Origin of the sequence: Streptomyces sp. NPDC053431 (genome assembly GCF_044544925.1) — a bacterium.
Lineage (GTDB): Bacteria > Actinomycetota > Actinomycetes > Streptomycetales > Streptomycetaceae > Streptomyces.
The window spans coordinates 859,229-881,575 of the sequence record NZ_JBITXX010000001.1 but is presented as its reverse complement, the minus strand read 5'-3'; the positions used below and the strand labels follow the sequence as shown (position 1 = coordinate 881,575).

General features: G+C 74.0%; 20 protein-coding genes. 9 read left to right on the top strand and 11 right to left on the bottom strand.

The window, feature by feature from the left end:
* Positions 1–59: 59 nt before the first annotated feature.
* From ACIGXE_RS03885 to ACIGXE_RS03870, 4 genes are all read right to left on the bottom strand, one after another.
* A complete protein-coding gene (locus ACIGXE_RS03885; RefSeq protein ID WP_399742547.1) occupies positions 60–782 on the bottom strand; it encodes a response regulator in 723 nt (240 codons plus the stop codon).
* The gene (locus ACIGXE_RS03880) at positions 779–2,011 is read right to left on the bottom strand and encodes a sensor histidine kinase (protein ID WP_399742544.1); all 1,233 of its coding nucleotides are present in this window, start codon (positions 2,009–2,011) and stop codon (positions 779–781) included. The genes ACIGXE_RS03885 and ACIGXE_RS03880 overlap by 4 nt, the downstream gene beginning before the upstream one ends.
* A gap of 130 nt (positions 2,012–2,141) precedes the next feature.
* A complete protein-coding gene (locus ACIGXE_RS03875; RefSeq protein WP_399742542.1) occupies positions 2,142–2,420 on the bottom strand; it encodes a hypothetical protein in 279 nt (92 codons plus the stop codon).
* A 21-nt stretch (positions 2,421–2,441) separates the two neighbouring features.
* Entirely contained in the window at positions 2,442–3,239 is a 798-nt protein-coding gene (locus ACIGXE_RS03870; protein WP_399742538.1) for a PspA/IM30 family protein, read from the bottom strand.
* A 250-nt stretch (positions 3,240–3,489) separates the two neighbouring features.
* On the opposite strand from ACIGXE_RS03870, the gene ACIGXE_RS03865 reads away from it, so the two are divergent.
* From ACIGXE_RS03865 to ACIGXE_RS03855, 3 genes are all read left to right on the top strand, one after another.
* Positions 3,490–4,092: a DUF3043 domain-containing protein gene (locus ACIGXE_RS03865; protein ID WP_399742535.1), complete on the top strand. Its 603-nt coding sequence runs from the start codon at positions 3,490–3,492 to the stop codon at positions 4,090–4,092.
* Positions 4,093–4,178: 86 nt separating this feature from the next.
* A complete protein-coding gene (locus ACIGXE_RS03860) occupies positions 4,179–4,913 on the top strand; it encodes a class I SAM-dependent methyltransferase (RefSeq protein WP_399743741.1) in 735 nt (244 codons plus the stop codon).
* A 47-nt stretch (positions 4,914–4,960) separates the two neighbouring features.
* Positions 4,961–6,748: an ABC transporter ATP-binding protein gene (locus tag ACIGXE_RS03855; protein ID WP_399742532.1), complete on the top strand. Its 1,788-nt coding sequence runs from the start codon at positions 4,961–4,963 to the stop codon at positions 6,746–6,748.
* A 62-nt stretch (positions 6,749–6,810) separates the two neighbouring features.
* On the opposite strand, the gene ACIGXE_RS03850 is transcribed toward ACIGXE_RS03855, so the two are convergent.
* Entirely contained in the window at positions 6,811–7,017 is a 207-nt protein-coding gene (locus ACIGXE_RS03850) for a hypothetical protein (RefSeq protein WP_399742529.1), read from the bottom strand.
* A gap of 80 nt (positions 7,018–7,097) precedes the next feature.
* On the opposite strand from ACIGXE_RS03850, the gene ACIGXE_RS03845 reads away from it, so the two are divergent.
* From ACIGXE_RS03845 to ACIGXE_RS03830, 4 genes are all read left to right on the top strand, one after another.
* The gene (locus ACIGXE_RS03845) at positions 7,098–8,306 is read left to right on the top strand and encodes a bifunctional adenosylcobinamide kinase/adenosylcobinamide-phosphate guanylyltransferase (protein WP_399742527.1); all 1,209 of its coding nucleotides are present in this window, start codon (positions 7,098–7,100) and stop codon (positions 8,304–8,306) included.
* Between the two features lie 49 nt (positions 8,307–8,355).
* On the top strand, positions 8,356–9,435 hold the full coding sequence (cobT, locus tag ACIGXE_RS03840; RefSeq protein ID WP_399742524.1) for a nicotinate-nucleotide--dimethylbenzimidazole phosphoribosyltransferase: 1,080 nt from the start codon (positions 8,356–8,358) through the stop codon (positions 9,433–9,435).
* 93 nt (positions 9,436–9,528) lie between these two features.
* Positions 9,529–11,289, top strand: a complete 1,761-nt coding sequence (locus ACIGXE_RS03835; RefSeq protein WP_399742521.1) for a phosphatidylglycerol lysyltransferase domain-containing protein — start codon at positions 9,529–9,531, stop codon at positions 11,287–11,289.
* Positions 11,286–12,026 carry a hypothetical protein gene (locus tag ACIGXE_RS03830; RefSeq protein ID WP_399742518.1) on the top strand — a complete coding sequence of 247 codons (741 nt, stop codon included), beginning with the start codon at positions 11,286–11,288 and terminating at the stop codon, positions 12,024–12,026. The genes ACIGXE_RS03835 and ACIGXE_RS03830 overlap by 4 nt, the downstream gene beginning before the upstream one ends.
* On the opposite strand, the gene ACIGXE_RS03825 is transcribed toward ACIGXE_RS03830, so the two are convergent.
* Positions 11,974–12,738 (bottom strand): hypothetical protein, encoded by a 765-nt coding sequence (locus ACIGXE_RS03825; protein ID WP_399742516.1) that lies wholly within the window; start codon positions 12,736–12,738, stop codon positions 11,974–11,976. The genes ACIGXE_RS03830 and ACIGXE_RS03825 overlap by 53 nt on opposite strands.
* An 88-nt stretch (positions 12,739–12,826) precedes the next feature.
* Between ACIGXE_RS03825 and cobS the strand changes: the two genes are divergently transcribed.
* The gene (gene cobS, locus ACIGXE_RS03820) at positions 12,827–13,591 is read left to right on the top strand and encodes an adenosylcobinamide-GDP ribazoletransferase (protein WP_399742512.1); all 765 of its coding nucleotides are present in this window, start codon (positions 12,827–12,829) and stop codon (positions 13,589–13,591) included.
* 21 nt (positions 13,592–13,612) lie between these two features.
* Here the strand turns inward: cobS and ACIGXE_RS03815 are convergent, their stop codons facing one another.
* The 5 genes from ACIGXE_RS03815 to ACIGXE_RS03795 all read right to left on the bottom strand — a co-directional run bounded on the left by ACIGXE_RS03815 (position 13,613) and on the right by ACIGXE_RS03795 (position 20,462).
* A complete protein-coding gene (locus ACIGXE_RS03815) occupies positions 13,613–14,416 on the bottom strand; it encodes an endo alpha-1,4 polygalactosaminidase (protein ID WP_399742509.1) in 804 nt (267 codons plus the stop codon).
* A complete protein-coding gene (locus ACIGXE_RS03810) occupies positions 14,413–15,066 on the bottom strand; it encodes a spherulation-specific family 4 protein (protein WP_399742506.1) in 654 nt (217 codons plus the stop codon). Before ACIGXE_RS03810 ends, ACIGXE_RS03815 begins: the two co-directional genes overlap by 4 nt.
* 10 nt (positions 15,067–15,076) lie before the next feature.
* The gene (locus ACIGXE_RS03805; RefSeq protein ID WP_399742503.1) at positions 15,077–16,594 is read right to left on the bottom strand and encodes a hypothetical protein; all 1,518 of its coding nucleotides are present in this window, start codon (positions 16,592–16,594) and stop codon (positions 15,077–15,079) included.
* A gap of 164 nt (positions 16,595–16,758) precedes the next feature.
* Positions 16,759–18,273 carry a GT4 family glycosyltransferase PelF gene (gene pelF, locus ACIGXE_RS03800; protein WP_399742500.1) on the bottom strand — a complete coding sequence of 505 codons (1,515 nt, stop codon included), beginning with the start codon at positions 18,271–18,273 and terminating at the stop codon, positions 16,759–16,761.
* A 29-nt stretch (positions 18,274–18,302) separates the two neighbouring features.
* Complete coding sequence (locus tag ACIGXE_RS03795) at positions 18,303–20,462, bottom strand: hypothetical protein (protein WP_399742497.1); 2,160 nt, start codon at positions 20,460–20,462, stop codon at positions 18,303–18,305.
* Positions 20,463–20,764: 302 nt separating this feature from the next.
* On the opposite strand from ACIGXE_RS03795, the gene ACIGXE_RS03790 reads away from it, so the two are divergent.
* The gene (locus tag ACIGXE_RS03790) at positions 20,765–22,273 is read left to right on the top strand and encodes a leucyl aminopeptidase (RefSeq protein ID WP_399742494.1); all 1,509 of its coding nucleotides are present in this window, start codon (positions 20,765–20,767) and stop codon (positions 22,271–22,273) included.
* Positions 22,274–22,347 lie beyond the last annotated feature (74 nt).

Sequence of the window (22,347 nt, the reverse complement as noted above, 5' to 3'; positions counted from 1 at the left end):
CCCCGGGTCCAAATCCTTATGCCGCGCATACCGCGTCTGGAGTACGCCGGACCCCCGGGTCACTCCACCCTTGGACGTACCAGCCCCGACTCGTAGGCCGTCACCACCAGTTGGGCCCGGTCCCGGGCGCCCAGCTTGGCCATCGTCCGGTTCACATGGGTCTTCACCGTGAGCGGGCTGACGTCGAGCCGCTCGGCGATGCCGTCGTTGGAGTGGCCCCCGGCCACGAGGACCAGGACCTCGCGCTCGCGGGCGGTCAGCGCCGCGAGCCGCTCCGAGTACGCCGGTCCCGTCCCGTCCTCCGGACCGGTGCCGCCGCCCTGGGCGAGGAAGCTGGCGATCAGGCCCTTGGTCGCGGCCGGGGAGAGCAGGGCCTCGCCCGCGTGGGCGACCCGGATGGCGCCGAGCAGCTCCTCCGGCTCCGCGCCCTTGCCGAGGAAGCCGGAGGCCCCCGCGCGCAGCGACTGCACCACGTACTCGTCGACCTCGAAGGTCGTCAGCATCACGATCCGCACGTCGGACAGCTCCGGGTCCGCCGTGATCATGCGGGTCGCGGCGAGCCCGTCCGTGCCCGGCATGCGGATGTCCATCAGGACCACGTCGGCCTGGGTGGCGCGGGCCTGTGCCACCGCCTCGGCGCCGTCGGCGGCCTCGGCGACGACCTCCATGTCGGGCTCGGAGTCCACCAGCACCTTGAAGGCGCTGCGCAGCAGGGCCTGGTCGTCGGCGAGCAGCACCCGGATGGGCCGCCGCTCCCCCGGTGCGCCGTCGGTCCGCGTCATCTCTCGTCCTCCCCCGTGCAGCCGGTCACCGGCAGTATCGCCTGCACGCGGAAGCCGCCCCCGTAGCGGGGGGCGGCGGTGAGCGTGCCGCCGAGCGCCGTCACCCGCTCGCGCATCCCGATCAGGCCGTGGCCGCCGCTGTCGGCCTTCCCCTGCGCCGGCTGGGGCGGCCCGTCGTCGAGGACCGTGATCTCGACGGTGCGGCCCACCCGCAGGACGCTCACCTCGGCCCGGGCGTCCGGGCCCGCGTGCTTGCGCACGTTGGTGAGCGCCTCCTGGATGATCCGGTACGCGGCGAGGTCGACGGCCGCGGGCAGCGGGGCGCCGCCGTCGGTGCGGGCCAGCTGGACCGGGAGTCCGGCGTTGCGGAACGTGCCCAGCAGGTCGTCCAGGACGGCGAGGCCGGACACCGGCTCGGTCGGCGCCTCGGGATCGCCCGACTGGCGCAGCAGCCCGACCGTGGCGCGCAGCTCGTCCAGCGCCGAACGGGAGGCGGTACGGACGTGCGCGAGGGCCTCCTTGGCCTGGTCGGGCCGCTTGTCCATGACATGGGCGGCGACCCCGGCCTGCACGTTGACCAGGGCGATGTGGTGGGCGACGACGTCGTGCAGGTCGCGGGCGATCCGCAGCCGCTCCTCCGCCACCCGCCGCCGGGCCTCCTCCTCGCGGGTCCGCTCGGCGCGCTCGGCCCGCTCCCGTATGGCGTCCACGAAGGCCCGGCGGCTGCGCACCGCGTCCCCGGCGGCCGCGGCCATCCCGGTCCAGGCGAAGACGCCGAGGTTCTCCTGCGCGTACCAGGGGGTGGGGCCGAACAGCATGGCGGCGCAGGTCAGCACGGCCATGGTGGCGAGCCCGAGCCGCCAGGTGGTGGGCCGGTCGGTACGGGAGGCGACGGTGTACAGCGCCACGACGGCGCTCATGGCCACGGGGGCGGGCCGCTCGGCGCCGATCAGCGCGAGCAGGGACACGATCGCGGTGAACACGAGCACCGGAATCGGCTGCCGCCGCCGGAACACCAGGGCGACGGCGCCGACCAGCATCACCACCACGGCGGTGCCGCTGGGCGAGCGGTCACCGAAGGTCGGCCCGTCGGGGCTCCCGTGCGGGTCGGTGAAGGACGCGATGACCATCGCCACCAGCACGAGGAAGGCGAGCCCCGTGTCGAAGGCGAGGGGATGGTCCCGCAGCCGGTCCCGGCTCCGGGAGAGAAGGGTGCCGTCGGTCGTCACGCGGAGAACGGTACGGGGTGCGGGGGCCGGCCGGCCCGCCTCCGTCGTGGGCAGTCGTTCCTCCCCCGGATCTCACCCGGGAAGGGACGACTGCCCGCGACGGAGGGGGACGAGCCCGTCGGCCGGGGGCTCAGCCCGGGATCAGACCGCCGTCGGACAGCATCTCGCGGACCTCGTCGAGGGTCGCGTCAGGAGCCGGAAGGATCAGTTCGGAAGGTTCGAGGGCGTCGTCGGGGAGCGGCTCACCGAGCCGCCGTACGGCGTCCAGCAGCGCGCCCAGCGTGCGCCGGAAACCGGCCTCGTCCCCCGACTCCATCTCCGCGAGCAGCTCGTCGTCGAGCTTGTTCAGCTCGGCGAAGTGGCTGTCGGCCAGCGTCAGCTGGCCCTCCCCCATGATCCGTACGATCATGACGCGTCCTCTTCCGGTCGCCTACTGCTTGTCGAAGCGGGGCTGGGACTGCTGCTGGTTCTGGTTCTGGGCGCTGCCGTTGCCGCCCTCGATCGCCTGCTGCTGCGCCGACAGGCCGCCGGCCAGCTCCGCCTTCATCCGCTGGAGCTCCAGCTCCACGTCCGTACCGCCGGACAGCCGGTCCAGCTCGGCCTGGATGTCGTCCTTGGCGAGGCCCGACTGGTCGTCGAGCGCGCCCGAGGCGAGCAGCTCGTCGATCGCGCCGGCCCGCGCCTGGAGCTGGGCGGTCTTGTCCTCGGCCCGCTGGATCGCCAGGCCGACGTCGCTCATCTCCTCCGAGATGCCGGAGAAGGACTCGGCGATCCGGGTCTGCGCCTGGGCCGCCGTGTACGTGGCCTTGATCGTCTCCTTCTTGGTACGGAAGGCGTCGACCTTGGCCTGCAGCCGCTGCGCCGCGAGGGTGAGCTTCTCCTCCTCGCCCTGCAGGGTCTGGTGCTGCACCTCCAGGTCGCTGACCTGCTGCTGCAGCGCGGCCCTGCGGGACAGCGCCTCGCGCGCCAGATCCTCGCGGCCGAGCGCCAGCGCCTTGCGGCCCTGGTCCTCCAGCTTCGCGGACTGGCCCTGGAGCTGGTTCAGCTGCAGTTCGAGGCGCTTGCGCGAGGTCGCCACGTCGGCGACGCCCCGGCGCACCTTCTGCAGCAGCTCCAGCTGCTTCTGGTAGGAGTAATCGAGGGTCTCGCGCGGATCCTCGGCCCGGTCCAGGGCCTTGTTTGCCTTCGCGCGGAAGATCATCCCCATACGCTTCATCACACCGCTCATGGGCTTCGCGCGCCCCCTTCTGACGGACTCGGCTCCAGCACCCAACATGAACCACAGTACGGTTCCTGACTCCATTACCGCACTGTTCGGGGCCCGATGTGCTCCTCCCCAAGGACGAGCGGAGATCACGGCCCCTCCGGCCCGAGGAGTAGGGAACCCCCCCAGGTCCTACCGGCGGAGACGCAGGCCGTTAGCGGATCGTTCCCGCCGACGCTGGGGTCCATGCCTGGCACCACGTACCCTTGGCCTTGTGTTCCGTAGCCGTTCGAAGGATGAGAAGGCCCCCACCGAGAAGGTGACGGCGGACCTCTCCAAGCAGCCCCGCGACCCCGAGGCCCCCAAGGGCCGACCGACCCCCAAGCGGAGCGACGCGCAGTCCCAGCGTCGCCGCGCGCAGACCGCGCCGCTGGACCGCAAGGAGGCGATGAAGCGCCAGCGCGAGGCGCGCCGCACGGACCTCGCCCGTCAGCGTGAGGCGCTGGCGAGCGGTGACGAGCGCTACCTGCCGGCCCGCGACAAGGGCCCGGTCCGGCGCTTCGTCCGCGACTTCGTCGACTCGCGCTTCGCGGTCGCCGAGTTCTTCCTGCCGATGGCCGTGGTGATCCTCGTGCTGTCGCTGTTCGGCAACACCAACCGCAGTCTGCAGAACATCTCGCTGCTGCTGTGGGCCGGTGTCATCGTGATGATCGTGATCGACTCGATCGGCATCACGATCCGCCTGCGCAAGCAGCTGAACCAGCGCTTCCCGAACGAGTCCAAGCGCGGCGCGGTCGCGTACGGCCTGATGCGCACGCTCCAGATGCGCCGGCTGCGGCTGCCGAAGCCGCAGGTCAAGCGCGGAGAGCGACCCTGAGCGCGGACCTTCCGGGTGTGGACGGGGTGCTGTCGGGTACGGGCGGACTTCCGGTCGTCGGCCACTGGCCGGCCGTGCCCGGCGGACTGCGTGACACCGTCCGCCAGGAGCTGATCGCCCGCCAGCTCGACGAGCAGATAGCCGGCCGCTACCCCGTGGGGCAGCGGCTGCGGATCCTCGACGCGGGGATGGGGCAGGGCACCCAGGCCCTGCGCCTCGCCCGGGCGGGCCACACCGTGACCGGCCTGGAGGCCGACCCCGAGCTCCTGAAGGCCGCCCGCGAGTCGCTGGCGACCGAACCGGCCGGCATCCGGGAGCGGGTCCGGCTTCTCCAGGGCGACGGACGCGAGACCGGTGTGCACTTCCTGCCGGGCAGCTTCGACGTCGTCCTCTGCCACGGCGTGCTCATGTACGCCGACGAGCCCGACGCGCTGCTCGCCGGCCTGGCCCGGATGCTGGCCCCCGGCGGCCTGCTGTCCCTGGTGGTACGGAACGCGGAGGCCCTCGCGATGCGACCGGGCCTCGCCGGGGACTGGGCCGGCGCGCTCGCGGGCTTCGACTCGGACGTGTACACCGACCGGAATGGCACCAAGGTGCGGGCCGACCGGCTCGACGCCCTGACCACCACCCTCGCGGGGATCGCGGCGCCGCTGCACGCCTGGTACGGGGTGCGGGTCTTCACCGACGGCATCCCGGGCGACGTGGGCCTGCCGGCCGCGGACGAGCTGGACCGCCTGCTGGCCGCGGAGGACCGCGCGGGCCGGACGGATCCGTACCGGCGGATCGCGGGACTGCTGCACCTGTGCGGGGTCCGGGGCTGATCCCTCCGCCGGTCAGGTGATCACGCGTCCTTCGCGTCCTGACCGGTGTGACCACCCTCGAAGCAGCCGGCCCGGCCGGCTCCACCGCCACCACCGCCGTAGCCGCCGGTCAGGTCCGGCGCGCCCTCTACGCCCACTTCCGGCCGCACCGGGCCGCCGTCGCGCTCGGGGCGGTGCTCGCCCTGACCGGCGCGGCGAGCGGGCTCGCGCAGCCGCTCGCCGCGAAGGCGCTGGTGGACCGGCTCGGCCACAACGAGCCGATCACCGGGGTCCTGCTGGTTCTGACGGCGCTCGTCGTCCTCGGCACGGCCGTCGACGCGCTCGGCTCGTACGTGCTGGAGCGGACCGCCGAGTCGGTGGTGCTCGCGGCCCGGCGTTCGCTGATCGGGCGGCTGCTGAGGCTGCGGCTGCCGGAGGTGGAGAAGACCCAGCCCGGCGACCTGATGTCGCGGATCACCTCCGACACGACGCTGCTCCGGGCGGTCACCACCCAGTCCGTGGTGTCGGCGGCGACCGGTGGGCTCTCGTTCGTGGCGACGCTCGTCCTCATGGGCTTCATGGACCCCGTGCTGCTCGGGGTCACGGTCGGCGTGATCCTGGTGATCGGCGGGGCCGTCGCCGTCCTCATGCCGCGGATCGCGGCGGCGACCCGACGCTCCCAGGAGGCGGTCGCCGAGATCTCCACCGTCCTGGAACGGGCCTTCGGGGCGTTCCGGACGATCAAGGCATCGGGCGCGGAGGCGCGGGAGACGGGCGTCGTCGACGCGGCGGCGCGGGAGGCCTGGCGGCACGGCGTGAAGTCGGCCATGTGGCAGTCGCTCGCGGGCTCCTCGATCGGGCTCGCCGTGCAGGTGTCGTTCCTGGCCGTGCTCGGCATCGGCGGCGCGCGGGTGGCGTCCGGGGCGACGACGATCTCGTCCCTGATCGCCTTCCTCCTCTTCCTCTTCTACCTGATCGAGCCGATCTCCAAGCTGGTGGAGGCGGCGACCCAGTTCCAGGTGGGCTCGGCAGCGGTCGCGCGGGTCCTGGAGGCGGAGGCGCTGGAGGTCGAGGAACCGGACGGCGGGGCGGGAACGGCCTCGGCCGAAGGGGCCGGGCCGGCGTCCGTCGTCTTCGACGACGTCTCCTTCCGCTACCGGGACGACCTCCCGGCCGTGCACCGGGGCGTGTCCTTCGAGGTGCCCGGGCGGGGCATGACGGCCTTCGTGGGGCCGTCGGGGGCCGGCAAGACGACCCTCTTCGGGCTGATCGAGCGCTTCTACGAGACGACCGGCGGCCGGGTCCTGGTCGACGGCCGCGACGTCCGGGACTGGTCACTGGCCGAGCTGCGGGCCTCCATCGGGTACGTGGAGCAGGACGCGCCCGTCCTGTCCGGCACCCTGCGCGAGAACCTGACCTTCGCCGCGCCGGACGCGAGCGAGGAGGAGATCCGGCGGGTGCTCGTCCGGGCCCGGCTGGACGCGCTCGTGGAGCGGCTTCCGGAGGGCCTGGAGACCGTGGTCGGCCACCGCGGCTCCAAGCTGTCGGGCGGCGAGCGGCAGCGGGTCGCCATCGCGCGGGCGCTGCTCCGCAGGCCGCGGCTGCTGCTGCTCGACGAGGCGACCTCGCAGCTGGACGCCGTGAACGAGCTGGCGCTGCGGGACGTGGTGGCGGAGGTGGCCCGGGAGACGACGGTCCTCGTGGTGGCGCACCGGCTGTCGACGGTGACGCTCGCGGACCGGATCGTCGTGATGGAGGCGGGCCGGGTGCGGGCGGTGGGGACGCACGCGGAGCTGGTGGAGGGCGACGCGCTGTACGGGGAACTGGCGGCGACCCAGTTCCTGGCGACGGCCTGAGCGGAGGCCGCCGGGTGCGGGCCCGTTCGCGCGGGCCCGCACGCACCGCCTCCGGCGGAGGTCTAGCCCTCCGCGTCCAGCGGCATCGGGCCGTAGATCTTGGTGCCGTCCTCCGACAGGGTCACCTGGTCCGCGCCGCCGTCGAGGAGGTCGCGCCAGTGCTCGCCGATCCAGGACTCCGCGTCGCCCTGGGTGCTGAACTCCTCCGGGGTCACCGACGGCGTGACCTCGGTGCCGTCGGACTTCTCGAACCGCCACGTCCATGCCATGTCAGCCTCCGGATGATCGGTTTCCTGCCCGCAGCGTAGCCGGGCGCGCACCCCTTGCGGTGACGCGGGAGGATCTAGGGGTGGAACTGACTCTGCTCGGCACCGGCGCACCTCTCGGACTCCCCCGCCCCGGCTGCCCCTGCGCCGTGTGCTCGCTGTCCCGTGGGGAGCGGGCGCGGGCCGCGACCTCGCTGCTCGTGGACGGGGCCCTGCTGCTCGATCTGACCCCGGGGGCCGCGCTGGCCGCCGCCCGTTCCGGGCACTCGCTGGTCGGCGTACGGCAGGTGCTGCTCACGCACCCGCACGACGGGCCGGCCGTGGAGGTGCCGGCGGGGCTGCCCACGGCCGGACGGGTGCCGGACGGACGGGAGTTGACGCTGATCAGCGGGCACCGGGTGCGGGCGGTGGCGATGGACTCGCCGGGGACCGGCTACGAGGTGACCTCGGCGGACGGTGAGCGGCTGCTGTACCTGCCGCCGGGCGGTGCGCCCGCCGGCCTGACGGAGAACCACCGGGCGGCGGAGCCGTACGACATGGTCGTGGCCGATGTGACGGGGCGGCCGGACGGGCTGGCCCGGCTGCGGGCCACGGGGGCGGTGGGGGCGAGCACCGATGTGATCGCGGTGCATCTGGACCACGACGCTCCGGCGGGGGCCGAGCTGGACCGGCGGCTCGCGGCGGCGGGGGCGCGGGCGGTGCGGGACGGGACGACGCTGTACGTGGGCGAGTACCACGCGGTGCCGGAGGTGCCGCGGCGGACGCTGGTGACGGGTGGGGCCCGGTCGGGGAAGTCGGTGGAGGCCGAGCGGCGGCTGGAGACCTTCCCCGAGATCGTGTACGTGGCGACGGGCGGAACGCGCGAGGGCGACCCGGAGTGGGCGCGGCGGGTGAGCCTGCACCGGGACCGGCGGCCGGGGTCGTGGCGGACCGAGGAGACCTGTGACCTCGTGCCGCTGCTGCGGCAGGACGGGCCCGCGCTGCTGATCGACTGTCTGTCGCTGTGGCTGACGGACGCCATGGACCGGGTCGGCGCGTGGGACGACGCGACCTGGTCGGGCGGGGGCCGGGAGGCGCTGGCGGAGCGGGTCGCCGAACTGGTCGCCGCGGTGCGGGAGACGAGCCGTACGGTCGTGGCGGTGACCAACGAGGTGGGCTCGGGCGTCGTGCCCGCCACGGCCTCGGGACGGCGCTACCGGGACGAGCTCGGCCGGCTGAACGCGGCCTTCGGCGACGAGTGCGAGCAGGTGCTGCTCGTGGTGGCGGGTCAGGCGCTGGTGCTGCGCGGGTAGGGTGCGAACACATGCCCCACGACCGATGACGTCCTAGGCGGAACGAACCTTGAACCTCGACGACTTCTCCGATCTGATCGAGCGCCCCGACGGGGGGATACGGCGTGACGCCGAGGAGCGCAGGGAGCGGCTCGCCGTGCGCCCCGGCGCGCTCGGACGGCTCGACGAGCTGGGCGAGTGGCTGTCGGCGGCCCAGGGACAGGTCCCGGTGCGGCCGGTCGAGCAGCCGAAGGTGGTGCTGTTCGCGGGCGACCACGGGGTGGCCTCGCTCGGGGTGTCCGGACGGCCCGCGGGCGGCACGTACGAGCTGGTGCGCGGCGTCCTCGACGGCGCGAGCCCGGTCGCGGTGCTCGCCCGGGCCCAGCAGGTGCCGGTGCGGGTGGTGGACGCGGGTCTGGACTGCGATCCGGAGCTGCTGCCCGCCGAGGTGACGCGGCGTCGGGTGCGGCGCGGCACGGGGCGGATCGACGTCGAGGACGCGCTGACCGCGGACGAGGCCCGGGCGGCCCTGGAGCTGGGCATCGCGGTCGCCGACGAGGAGGCCGACTCGGGGACCGATCTCGTGGTGCTCGGGGACGTGAGCGTGGGCGGCACCACCCCCGCGTCCACGCTGATCGCCGCGCTGTGCGGGACGGACGCCTCGGTGGTGACCGGCCGGGGCGGGGCCGGGATCGACGACCTGGCGTGGATGCGCAAGTGCGCGGCGATCCGGGACGCGCTGCGCCGGGCCCGGCCGGTGCTGGGCGACCAGCTGGAGCTGCTGGCGGCGGTCGGCGGCGCGGACCTCGCGGCGATGACCGGCTTCCTGCTGCAGTCCTCGGTGCGGCGGATGCCGGTGATCCTGGACGGTGTGGTGGGCGCGGCCTGTGCGCTGGTGGCGCAGCGGGCGGCGTTCCGGGCGCCGGACTGGTGGCTGGCGGGTCAGGTGAGCGGGGAGCCGGCGCAGGCGAAGGCACTGGACCGGATGGCGCTCAACCCTCTGCTGGACCACGGCGTCAGTGTGGGCGAGGGAACCGGGGCGCTGCTCGCGCTGCCGCTCGTCCGCGCCGCCGCCGCCCTGGCGGCGGAACTGCCGGAGCTGCCGGAGCCGAAGGCTCCGGACACGGTGGCGGCCGACGCCGAGGACTGAGCCGGCGTTCGCCGGGATGTGCCCGACCCGCCACGCGGGCGCGGGCGCATCCCGCACGGCCATGCGGAACGGTGCCCCATATGATCGCTTTTCATGGGAGAGGTCCGCTTGTCCACCGAAGCAGCGTCCCGGGGCACGGTGCGTTCGCGGCGCGGCGCCGCGTTCGCCGTCTGGTATCTGCGGGTCGTCACGTTCATCAATTTCCTGAGCGCCGTCTGGGTCTCGTTCGGCAACGACCTGCGCCGGCACAACGAGGACAACTACTTCACCCCGTACATGCTCACCGCCGGCTTCGCGTCCGGTGTCTTCACCCTCTTCCTGGCGATCACCATGCGGCGGCGCAAGCGGGCCGCGTGGATCCTGAACTTCGTGCTCAGCGGGCTCTTCCTGCTGCTCTTCCTGGTGGGCATGCTCTTCCCGGAGGTCCGGCAGCACGCCCAGAACTGGATCTCGCTGGTCCTGACGATCGCCTTCTTCGTGGCGCTGCTGTCCGGCCGCAAGGAGTTCTACGCGAAGGGCGACCGGTCCAACCCGCAGGCCGCGACCGTGGTCGCGATCGGCGGGCTGCTCGTCACCTCGCTGCTCGCCGCCGCGCTGGTCACCGTCACCAACACGGCGACCGCGCACTCGACCTTCCTGGAACGCTGGCGGTACGGCGTGATGCGGCTGATCACGCTCGCCACCGACGACGCGCGGTTCCCCGCCATCAGCACCCCCGGCTGGGTCGACGTCGTCATCAACGTCATGTCGACGCTGCTGCTGTTCGCGGTGCTCTTCGCCGCCTTCCGCTCGCGGCGGGCCGTCGACGCGTTCACCGAGGAGGACGAGGACAAGCTGCGGGCGCTCCTGGACAAGCAGGGCGACCGGGACTCGCTCGGCTACTTCGCGCTGCGCCGCGAGAAGAGCGTCATCTGGTCCCCCAGCGAGAAGGCGGCGATCGCCTACCGGGTGGTCGGCGGCGTCTCGCTGGCCTCGGGCGACCCGATCGGCGACCCGGAGGCATGGCCCGGGGCGATCGAGCCGTGGCTGGTCGAGGCACGGGAGCACGGCTGGATCCCGGCGGTGATGGGCGCGAGCGAGGAGGCGGGCCAGATCTACGCCAGGCACGGGCTCGACGCCCTGGAGCTCGGCGACGAGGCGATCGTGGAGACCGACGAGTTCACCCTCGACGGGCGGGCCATGCGCACCGTCCGGCAGGCCTTCAACCGGGTCAGGCGGGCCGGTTACGAGGTCCGCATCCGGCGCCACGAGGACATCCCCGCCGACGAGATGGACGAGCTGCTCCGCAAGGCGGACGACTGGCGCGACGGTGCCACCGAACGCGGCTTCTCGATGGCGCTCGGCCGGCTCGGCGACCCCAGGGACGGGCGCTGCGTGATGCTGGAGTGCACCGACGACCAGGGTGAGCTGCGGGCGCTGCTGTCCTTCGTGCCGTGGGGTCCGAAGGGCCTCTCGCTCGACCTGATGCGCCGGGACCGGGACTCCGAGAACGGACTGATGGAGTTCATGGTCATCGAGCTGCTGCAGCGCGCGAGCGAGATCGGGATCACGCAGGTCTCACTGAACTTCGCGATGTTCCGCTCCGTCTTCGAACGCGGCTCGAAGCTCGGGGCGGGACCCGTGCTGCGCATGTGGCGTTCACTGCTCAGTTTCTTCTCCCGCTGGTGGCAGATCGAGTCGCTGTACCGCGCCAACGCCAAGTACCGACCGATCTGGGAGCCACGATTCATGCTCTTCGAGAAGAGCGCCGACCTGCTGCGCATCGGCCTCGCCGCGGGCCGCGCCGAGGGCTTCCTGGAAGCCCCGGGGCTGCCGAAGTGGATGCACCGCAGACACCTGGAGGGCAGGCGTTGAGCCCTTCCCCGAAGGGCTTCGCGCGGCGCGAGTGGGGTCCGCTGTTCGGGACGGTGCGGACGGCGCTGGTCACCCGCCGGTGGCGGGCGATCCCGATGACGCTGGCCGCGGTCTGCCTCACCGCGGTGTTCCAGATCGTGCAGAACCAGGACTGGGGCTATCAGCCGGTGCAGGACATCGGCTCCGTACGGGCCCAGGACCCGCTGGTGCTCGCCCTGCTCCGTACCCCGCTGTCCCTCTTCGTCCCCGCGCTCGACCTGCCGGTGTGGGGCGCCCTCGCGCAGATCCTGCTGGTCTTCGGGATCGCCGAGATCTGCCTGGGGCGGTGGCGGACACTGGCCCTCGCGTACGTGGCGACGCTCGCGGGCACGCTGTACGCCCGGGTCGGCATCGCGCTCGGCCCCGACCACCCGCTGGGGCTGCCGGGCACCGACGCCCAGGTCGTCGACACCGGCCCGTCGGCGGCCGTGGTCGGCCTGGCCGTCTACGTGTGCTGGCGCTACCGGGCCCGCTGGACCGCGGCGCTGGTGATCGTGGCCATGGGCGTGGAGGTGCTGGTCAAGAACAACCTGGCGGGCAAGGAGCACCTGGCCGCCATCGCCGCGATCCTGGTGGTCGTCGCCGTACAGGAGTGGCGGGCGCGGCGGGCGCGGCACGACCGCGGCCGGCGCGGCGCGGACGCCGTCACTGCGGCGGGGAGCCGCGCCCGGGGACGCGCTCCTGGAACCCGCCGATGAGGTCCTGGGCCCGTCGGCGGACCCGGACCCAGCGCTTGTCGTGCCGGTAGGTGCGGATCCGGGAGCGGGCCCGCGCACGGTGCCGGCGGGCGTAGAGGTGCCGGGACCACCAGGAGCCGGGGCGGGCCAGGCGGACGGCGCCGACGATCGCGACGAAGGGGATCAGGGTGCCCAGCACGGCCATCCGGAACTTCCCCTTCACCAGAGTGACGAGCACGAGGACGAAGTTGATCACGAGGGTGAGGACGAAGGTCGCCCGGTCCTGCCGCTCCCCGGCCGTCATGTCGTTGACGCCGAGCGGCGAGAAGCCGCCGAGCGCCAGCAGCACCAGGGCGGCGGTCAGGACGACGACCTCGACGCTCTTGCGGCCGTCCTCCGACCAGTAGACGTCGTCGAGATGCAGGATCAGCGCGAACTCGTCGAGCACCAGCCCGGCGCCGATCCCGAAGACGATCGCGAAGACGGCCGCCCCGAGGCCGTGGCGTCCGCTGCCGACCGCGCCGAACCCGCCGAGGACGGTCAGCACCACCCCCGGCACCACGTGGTGGATGTGCACCCCGCCGGAGGAGACGTTCCGGAACGGGCCCTTGCCGGCCCGGATGAGGCGCGTGACGGTGCGGGTGACCACGAAGGTCAGCACGAACGAGGTCAGGGCGAGGAGCATCGGGAGCTTCCCGGGCTCGACGATGTTGCGCGAGAACCAGTGACCCATGCCACCCTCTGACGATCGGTCTGTTTTGATCGGTTACCAGACGTTATCGCCAATCTAGCGTTCCTGACGGGGCACTACCCTTCCGCGGATGGACGGCCTGCGTTTCGCCTTCGGGACCCTCACCGTGATCCCCGCCCGCATCACCCGCTGGGACCGCGACGCGGCACGCGCCGGGATGCTCTGCGCCCCGCTCGCGGGCCTCGTCGTCGGCCTGTTCGCGGCGGCGGTCGGCGGGGTGTTCCTGCTGCTCGGCTCGGGCCCGCTGCTCGCCGCCGTCCTCACGGTCGCCGTCCCCGCCCTGCTGACCCGCGGCCTCCACCTCGACGGCCTCGCCGACACCGCCGACGGCCTCGGCAGCGCGAAGCCGGCCGAGGAGGCGCTGCGCATCATGAAGCGGTCCGACATCGGCCCCTTCGGCGTGATCGCCCTGCTCTTCGTCCTCCTCGCGCAGATCGCCGCCCTCCACCGCCTCTACGGCGAGGGCTGGGCGCAGGGCGCGGTCGCCGCCGCCCTCGCGGCCACGGTCGCCCGCCTCGCCCTCACCCACGCCTCCCGCCACGGCGTCCCGGCCGCCCGCCCCGAGGGCCTCGGCGCCGTCGTCGCGGCCACCGTCCCGCCGCGCGCCGCCGCCCTGACGGCCACCGCGGTCCTCCTCCTGTGCACCGCGTCCGGGGCCCTCTTCTCCTGGTACGACGCCCTCCGCCACCTCCTCGCGGCCCTCGCCGCCCTCGCCGCGGCCGAACTCCTGCTCCGCCGCTGCGTCCGCCGCTTCGGCGGGGTGACGGGCGACGTCTTCGGCGCGGTCGAGGAGACGGCGGCGACGGCGGCCCTGATCGCACTCACGCTGGGGTGACCTCAATCGCCCGGGGACGTCCTAGCAGGCCCGCCGCCAGGCGCCCAGTTCGTAGTTCTTGCGCATCGAGCTGAGGCCGAGCGCGCGGGACGCCGGGCAGAAGTCCCGGGGGTCCAGCTCGTACTCGACGTGGAAGACCGCCTTGCCCGCCTTCACGAAGGGGGTCAGGAGGTCGCACTCCTCGTACTGCGCGCACTGCTCGTTGACCGCGAAGTCGAAGTCGGGGAGGAGCTGGGGGATCTGGTCGAGGTCGTTCTTCAGGGCGACCGCGAGGCCCCGGTCGTGGGCCAGGCGGGCGATCAGGCGGTTGTAGCGGAGCTGGTCGGCGGGGGTGAGGGGGAAGCCGGTGGTGTTCTGGTGGCCGTCCATGTTGTCGGGTTCGACCGCGTCGAAGCCCTTGGCCCGGCACATGTCGAGGCGGGCGGCCATCAGGGGGGTGAGGAGATCGGTGCGCCGGATGTCGAGCCAGCGTTCGCCGGGCCAGCCGTTGCCCTTGCCGAGAAGGGACTTGGGGAACTTCGCGGCGTCCGGGCGGAAGTCCTCCCAGGCGCCGGTGGAGACGTAGCAGACGACCTTGCGGCCCCGCCGGTGCAGGTCGGCCACCGTGGCCGCCGTGTGGTCGAAGCCGTCGATGTCGTAGACCGGGACGTCCACCGCGGGGTCCAGGCGGCCACTGAGCTGCCATTGCCAGGCCAGGCCCGGCCGGGGCTGCCAGCGGGCCGCGGGAGGTGCCTTGGCCTCGGACGGCGCGGTCGGGGGCCGGGCCGTCGTACAGGCCGCGGCCAGCAGCAGGCCGGCCAGCAGGGGCAGGAGGCGTCGTCTCACCGGGCGGGCTCCAGGGTGTGCGGAAGGGTGCCCCAGGGGTGCGCCCCGGTGCCGGGGACCGCGCAGTGCACCGAAGTGGCCGGGCGGGCGTCGGCGGGGGCCGCGTAGACCAGGTGGCAGTAGTGGTCGGCGACCGGCAGGTCCAGGGCCCGGTAGGAGTCCCAGGGGCCCTCGAAGGTGACCAGGAGGTCGGCGAGGGCCTCGTAGCCGGGCGCCGGGTGCGCGCCGTGGTTGAGGACGAGGGTGCGCGCGCCGGCGGCCCGCGCGGCCACGGCGAGCCGGCGGTAGTGCGGCAGGGCGGACGGTTCGGTCGGCACCTGGTCGAGGAACGCGCCGTCCGCCCCGTACCAGTCGCGGTGCCGGACCAGGTCGGCGACGACCTCGGCGTGCGGGCGGCGCCCGTAGTCGGTGTCCGCGTAGCCGAGGACCCGCACCCCGGCGTCCCGCAGCCGCGCGGCGACCTCGGCGAACGCCGGGTCCGCGGCCGGGCCCGCGCCGCTCGCCGGGTTGAGGACGACGCCGTAGAGGACGGGGGCCGCCGCCACGACGGCGGCCCAGTCCTCGGGGCGGTCCGCGGGGTGCTCGTAGAACGGCACCAGGAGGGACGGGTTCGGTGAGGGGCTCGGGGAGGCGTTCAGGAAGGAGTCCACGGTCCGGCCCCTAGCAGCGGTGGGCGGTCGGTCGTACCAGCAGAACACAGGTCAGCACGCACAGCACCGCCGCCGCCGCGCCCGCCGCGAACGGCCCCGCGGCCGGGGCGAGCGCCTGGGCGACGGCGGCCAGCAGGCACACCGCGGCCGCGCTCGACACCGCGCCGAAGGCCTGGAGCAGCAGCCCCAGCCACAGCACGGCGCCGACGAGCAGCACCGATCCGACCCGTGCGGCGGACACGGCGGCGGCGCCGGGCCACAGGAGCGCGGCGGTCACCGTGAGGACGGACAGCACGGCGAGATAGCCGCCGAGGCACCGGGCGAGCACGGCGGTGACGGCGCGCCGGAACTCGTACGCCGTCGTCAGCAGCCGCAGCCGGGTCAGGCCGGCGCCGCGGAAGCGGTGCAGCAGCCACTCGGCCGGGCCCATGGAGAGGCTCAGCGCGATGACCGCGTCGGCCCCCGCGTACAGCACGAGGAGCCCGCTGCCGAGGCCGAACAGGCCGTACGGGAAGGAGTGCGCGAACGGCGGCCCGCCGCGGCCCCGGCCCTGCCGGCCAGGTCCGGGACGCAGGACGAGCGCCGCGAAGAGGGTGCTGGCCGTGAGCGAGAGGAGCAGCAGCGCGACGCGCAGGCCCCCCGGCAGGTCGTAACCCAGGGCGGGCACCACCCCGGCGAGCGGCGACAGGCCGACCAGCAGCGCCCGTTCCCGGCCGAGGACCAGCAGGACGGTGGCCGCGGCCAGGTACAGCGCCTGCCCCGCGCCGAACAGCGCGGCCGCGCCCTCCCCCGGGCCCGCGGCGGCGACCGCCACGGCCGCCCCGGCGAGCGCGCCGGACGGAGCACCGGTGAGCAGGGCGCGGAGGGCGGCCCGGCGGTCGCCGAGCCCCAGCCAGGTGTACGCGCGGTGGGCGAGCGACTGGTTCCACACCCAGCCCGTGACCGCCCCGGCGAACAGCGGCACGCTCCCCGGCGGCAGCCCGTACCGGCCCGGCCCGCCCGCCAGCAGCGGCGCCCCGAGCACGTAGGCGAGCCCGGGCAGGGCGAACACCAGCCCCCGCAGCAGACATCCGGCGAGCCCGGTGTGCCAGGGCCCGGCGACCGGTGCCTCGGGGTCCGGGTGCCGGCGCTCGGTCCGGGCGTAGAGCTCCTCGGCCAGGGCGAAGGAGTCGACGCGGCCGTAGGTGAGCCGGATGTGATCGTCCGTCATGCCGTCGGACTCGAGGATCGCCGCTATCTCGTCGGGATGCACGGCGACCGCGACGAGCGCGTCGAGCCGGTCGGCGAGCTCGTCGAGGGGGTCGGGCGCGAGAACGACCGGACCGACGGACGCGACGGGACCGGCGGGGGCGGACGGACCGACGGAGGCAGCCGGGCCGTCGGGGGCGGCCGGACCGACGGGGGCGGACGGACCGACGGGGGCGGACGGACCGACGGAGGCGGCCGGACCGACGGGGGCGTGGGCGGGACGCTGCCCGGCGGGCGCGTGGGCGGACGGCTGCCCGGCGGGCGCCGCCGGAGTCGGCACCCGAGTCGGCGCCGCGGGGCGGCCGGGCGGGCCGGGGCGCGCGGGCAGACCGGGCGGGAGGGGTGGCGTGCCCGGCGGCGGGGGTGTGCGGCGGGTTGTTCGTCGGCGGGGGATCGCCGGGAGGGAGTCGCCCGTTCTGCCGGGTCTCAGCCAGAGGGAGCCGCTCATGTCCAGGCGCCTCCGGCCGGTTCCATGCGCCAGGGGTCGGTCAGGCGGACCGTCCAGTGGTCCGGTTCGGGGCGCTCGGCGACCGGGCGGCCGGCGAGTTCCAGGTAGATGCGGCGGAAGCCGTCGACCGAGCGGTGCAGGGTGAAGCGGTCGACGACCCGCTGGCGGGCGCGGCGGGCGAGGTCGGCGCGGCGCTCGTGGTGGCGGAGGAGCTCGGTGGCGGCGGCGGCCATGACGGCCGGTTCGCGGGGCGGGACGACGAGGCCGGTGTCGCCGACGGCCTCGCGGACGCCGCCGACGTCGGTGGAGACGGTGGCCCGGCCGCAGGACATGGACTCGATCAGGGAGAAGGGGAAGCCCTCGCTGATGGAGGAGAGCATGACGACGTTGCCGGAGGCGTAGGCGCCGGCGACGTCGGAGGTGCGGCCCTCGAAGGTGACGCCGTCGTGGACGCCGAGTTCGGCGGCGAGCTTCTCCAGGCGGGTGCGGTAGTCCTCGTTGCCCGCCGGGACCGGGCCGAAGAGCCGCAGGCGCAGCTCGGGAAGCTCGGCCCGGCAGATCGCGTAGGCCCGGACGAGGGTCTCCAGGTCCTTGATGGGGTCGACCCGGCCGACCCAGCTGAGGGTGGGTGTCTCCGGCTCGGGTCCGGCCCAGGGGAAGGCGGCGGGGTCGACGCCGTTGTAGACGGTGCGGATGCGGTCGACGGGGGCGCCGCCGCGCTCCTCCCAGCGGCGGTTGTACTGGTTGCACGGGGTGATGAGGTCGGCCTTGCGGTAGCCGAGGGAGTTGAGCTCCCGGTAGAAGCCCAGCAGCAGGGCCTTCACCGGGAAGCGCTGCGCCTCGGTGCGGTAGCCGAGGTAGCGCTCGCGCAGGTAGATGCCGTGTTCGGTGAGCAGGAAGGGCACCCCTTCGAAGTGCTGGGCGGCGAGCGCCGGCAGGGTGGCGAGTCCGCTGGACACGGCGTGCGCGACGCGGTCGCCGGATATGCGGGCGGCGAGCGGGCGCAGCGCGTGTTCGAGCAGGTCGGTGGCGGTGAGGGCGTCGTGGACGGTGGGCCGGGCCGCGGCCGTCGGCAGGTGCGGCATGGTCCAGATCCACATCAGCGAGCGGAGCACCCGCTCGCTGCGCAGGGCGGCGGTGAGCCGTCCGGCGCGGGCGAGTTCGGCGAGTTCGTAGAGGCTCTCGCCGAAGTCGCAGCCGGCCGAGGGGTCGAGGATCGCGAGCAGGAAGCGCTCGTAGGTGTCGAGGAAGCGGCGCCGGGCCCGGCCGCGCGGGGCCGTCCTGGCCCGCTCGGGGGCGGCGCCCCAGAGCGGGTAGGAGACGTGCGCGGTGAGGTTCGGCGGCAGTTCCCAGGTGACGGGTTCCCGGCCGCTGCCGGTGAGGGCGAGGACGTGGAAGTCGACCTCGGGCATGCCCCGGATCAGCTGGTCGCACCAGGTGCTGACGCCCCCGTGGACGTGCGGATAGGTGCCTTCGGTGAGCATGGTGACATGGCGGCCACTGCTCGGCATGTGCGTTCCCCCCGGACGGAACGTGCTGGTCAGGTGGTCGGGAGCTTGAGCGTGATCCCGCTCTGCAGCAGTTCGGGTGTGGTCCAGGCCGAGCGGGTGCCCGCGTACGGGGTGCCGAAGGCCGCGGTGCCGAGCAGGAGTTGCCTGCGGGTGCCCTCGGGGGCGGTGAGCGGGACGGCGACGCCGGACGGGGCCTTGACGGTGACGGTGGTGCCGACGCGGTACGCGGTGACCTGGCCGGCGGCCAGCGCCCGGTCCCAGGCCGCGCGGCGGTCCAGTTCGGTGCCGACGTCCTTCTGACGGGGGTTCACCAGTGGGGTGTTGTCCGCGAAGAGCTCCCGGTAGTCGGCGAGGACCTTGTCGAGGACGGGGTAGAGGATGCGTTCCTCGGCGAGGTTGGACTGGTGGACGTAGTGCGGCCGCGGGTCGTTGCCCATCACGTGGGTGAGGGCGGTGCGGGCCTCGCGCGGGGCGATGTACGCGGCGTAGCCGGTGGCGGTGTCGAGGGGGGCGGGCAGGCAGGTGGAGACCGGGTTGTTCTCGCAGATGCCGCTGCCGCCGTCGGCGCGTGAGGTGTAGATCCAGTTGTACTCGTCGGCCATCTCGGCGGCGGTGCCCACGTTGTAGTACACGTTCATGGGGTGCCGGGGCACGGTCTGCGCGGCTCCGTATCCGGTGCCGACGGAACGCTGGGCCGGTTCGCGGGAGTTGTCGCTCGCGGTCCACTTGACGCCGTTGTCGGCGAGGGCGCCGGCGAGGTTGGGGTTGTCGGTGGGCTGCTGCGGGAGGGTCTTCAGGCCGGAGTGCTCGCCGGTGACGAGCTCGCTGCGGTCGACGGAGATGCCCTTGCCGATCGCCCAGTCGAGGTTGTCGCGGATCTCGGCGGAGATCTCGGACCGGCTCACCCACTGGGTGGCCCCGGCGGTGTTCTTGGCGCAGCTCCAGGGGACGGTGGTGGTGTCCTGGACGCAGCCGAGGAAGGGGTGGGTGTAGGTGTGGTTGACCCACCGGTACTGGGCGCGGTCGGCGATCAGCCGGGTGGCGAGCGGGTCGGTGCCGCCGTGCTCGGTCTTCCACTGCTCGCCCTGGCCGCCGTTGTAGACCATGTCGAGGACGAAGCCGGAGGACTTCTGCCAGGCGGCGGCGTAGACGGCGTCGGCGGCGGTCATCCGGACCGGGTTGTCGGGCGCGCCGTCCCCGCCGGGGCAGTCGAGGTCGCCGGGGGTGCAGTTGCGGACCGTGTCCCAGCGGGCGTCGGGGGCGAAGACGTCGTCGACGTGCACGGAGAGGTAGTTGCGGCTCCGGCCGAGGTGGACGCCCTGGGTGAGCCACTCGACGATGCCGCGGGCGAGCGCCCGGAACTGGCGCTGGTACGGGTTGTAGGCGAAGGTGACGACGAGTTCGCGGCGCCCGTCGTGGGCGTACTCGCCGATGAGGCTGACCCGGCCGCCGTCGGCGCCGGGCATGTCGAGGTAGCTGGTGTAGCCGGCCCGGGGGCGGCCCGCGTAGCCGTAGCTCTCGGAGACGTCCGGGGCGTTGTCCTCGAAGGTCACCGGGCCCTTGAGGTCGCGGAACGGCCCGGCCTGGCCGGCGGGCGTGACGTAGGCGCGGGCCCCGTCGAGGACGCCCGACCAGCCGCCGTCGGAGGTGTAGTCGAGGCCGACCCCGGGGTGCGCCCAGGTGTAGGCGTCGACCTGCGGGATGCCGAAGGTCTTCTCGTACGCGACGAGGGCGCTCTGCTCGGCGGAGTCGGGGCCGAAGACCGCCTCGTGCGGCAGGACGACGCCCTGGTACCGGGCGCGGGGCCGGCCGGTGGCGCTGTCGGAGGGGTCGCTGAGGAAGGCGGCGGTGAGCACCGGGCGGCCCGGGTCGTTCAGGTCGAGGGTGCGGTACGGGATGCCGGAGCCGGTCAGCTCGGCGGTGATCGCCTGGACGGCGCTTCCGCCGTCGTCGACGACGAGCACGGTCAGGTCGACCCGCGGGGCCGGCTCGGCGGCGCCCGCCTGCGCGGAGGGGACGACGGTGGCGAGCAGCCCGGCGGCGGCCAGGGCGGCGAGCCGGGCGGCCCGCGGCGCGCGGGTGGTGCGGGGCGCGCGGGCGGCCCGGTGGCGCCGGGCGGGTCCGGGCGCGGTGTCGGACGTGGACGGGCGAGCGGCGGTTCTGGGCGTGCGGAAGCGGCCGGAATCCATCGGTGGGTGTCCCCCTCGGCAGGTCCGCCGGACCGGCGGGACCTGTGAATGTCGCAGCTGGGGCGGAGGACGGATGAGCCGTCCTCGCACGGTTGAGGCGAGTGTGAAACGACCCCGCCGGACCCGCGCGGTAAACCCGGCAGAGACTCCACGGACGAGTGAATCGCCGCCGCCGTGAGCGAGAGCGATGAGCGAGCGTAGGCTCGTTACCGGCGCTCATCGGGCCGAAATACGATGCGGCGGGCACGGTCGGCCCATCCCTCGACCGCCACAGAACTCAATGGAAGCGAGAAATCACCACCGTGACTGCTCTCACTCTCAGCACCGCCGGAGCGGCGACGCTGCGCGCCGACGCCCTCGTCGTCGGCGTCGCGAAGGCCGGCAAGACGCTCGTCGTCGCCCCGGGCGCGGAGGCCGTCGACCAGGCCTTCGACGGCGGGCTGGCCGCCGTCCTGGAGACGCTGGGCGCCTCCGGCGCCGAGGGTGAGGCGACCAAGCTGCCTTCCCCCGCCGGCCTCAAGGCCCCCGTCGTCGTGGCCGTCGGCCTGGGCTCCGCCCCCGAGGACGGCGAGGCGTACGGCACCGAGTCGCTGCGCCGCGCCGCGGGCACCGCCGCCCGTGCCCTGACCGGCTCGAAGAAGGCCGCCTTCGCCCTCCCCATCGCCTCCGCCGAGGCCGCCGGCGCCGTCGCCGAGGGCGCGCTGCTCGGCGCCTACGCCTACACCGCGTACCAGGAGAACGGCCAGGGCGGGAAGAAGCCGCTGGCCGAGGTCGCCCTGCTCGGCGCCAAGCCGCGCGACAAGGCCCACAAGGCCGCCGCGGAGCGCGCGCTCGCCGTCGCGGAGGAGATCAACCGCGCCCGCGACCTGATCAACATGCCGCCGAACGACCTGTACCCGGCCACCTTCGCCGCGACCGTGCAGGCCGCCGGCAAGGAGCACGGCCTCAAGGTCCAGGTCCTCGACGAGAAGGCGCTCACCAAGGGCGGCTTCGGCGGCATCATGGGCGTGGGCATGGGCGCGGCCAACCAGCCGCGCCTGGTCCGCATCGCCTACACCCACCCGAAGGCGGAGAAGACCCTGGCCCTGGTCGGCAAGGGCATCACCTACGACTCGGGCGGCATCTCCCTGAAGCCGGCCGGCCACAACGAGACGATGAAGTGCGACATGAGCGGTGCCGCCGCCGTGTTCGCCACCGTCGTGGCCGCCGCCCGCCTGGGCCTCGCCGTCAACGTCACCGGCTGGCTCGCCCTGGCCGAGAACATGCCGTCCGGCAACGCGCTGCGCCCCGGCGACGTGCTGCGCATGTACAGCGGCAAGACCGTCGAGGTCCTCAACACGGACGCCGAGGGCCGGCTGGTCCTCGCGGACGCGCTGACCAAGGCCTCCGAGGAGCACCCGGACGCGATCGTCGACGTGGCCACCCTGACCGGTGCCATGGTGCTGGCGCTCGGCAACCGCACCTTCGGCATCATGGCCAACGACGACGCCTACCGGACCGCGCTCCACGAGATCGCCGAGGAGGTCGGCGAGCAGGCCTGGCCCATGCCGCTCCCGGCGGACCTGCGCAAGGGCATGGACTCCCCGACGGCCGACCTGGCCAACATGGGCGAGCGGATGGGCGGCGGCCTGGTCGCCGGTCTGTTCCTGAAGGAGTTCGTGGGCGAGGGCATCACCTGGGCCCACCTGGACATCGCGGGTCCGGCCTTCCACGAGGGCGCCCCGTACGGCTACACCCCCAAGGGCGGCACCGGCTCCTCGGTGCGCACCCTGGTGCGCCTGGCGGAGCTGACCGCCGACGGCGAGATCTGAGCGGATCCCCGGTCGGGAACCCCTCCGTCGCAGCATCGTGCAAGGCCCCGGGCACCGAGCCCGGGGCCTTGCCC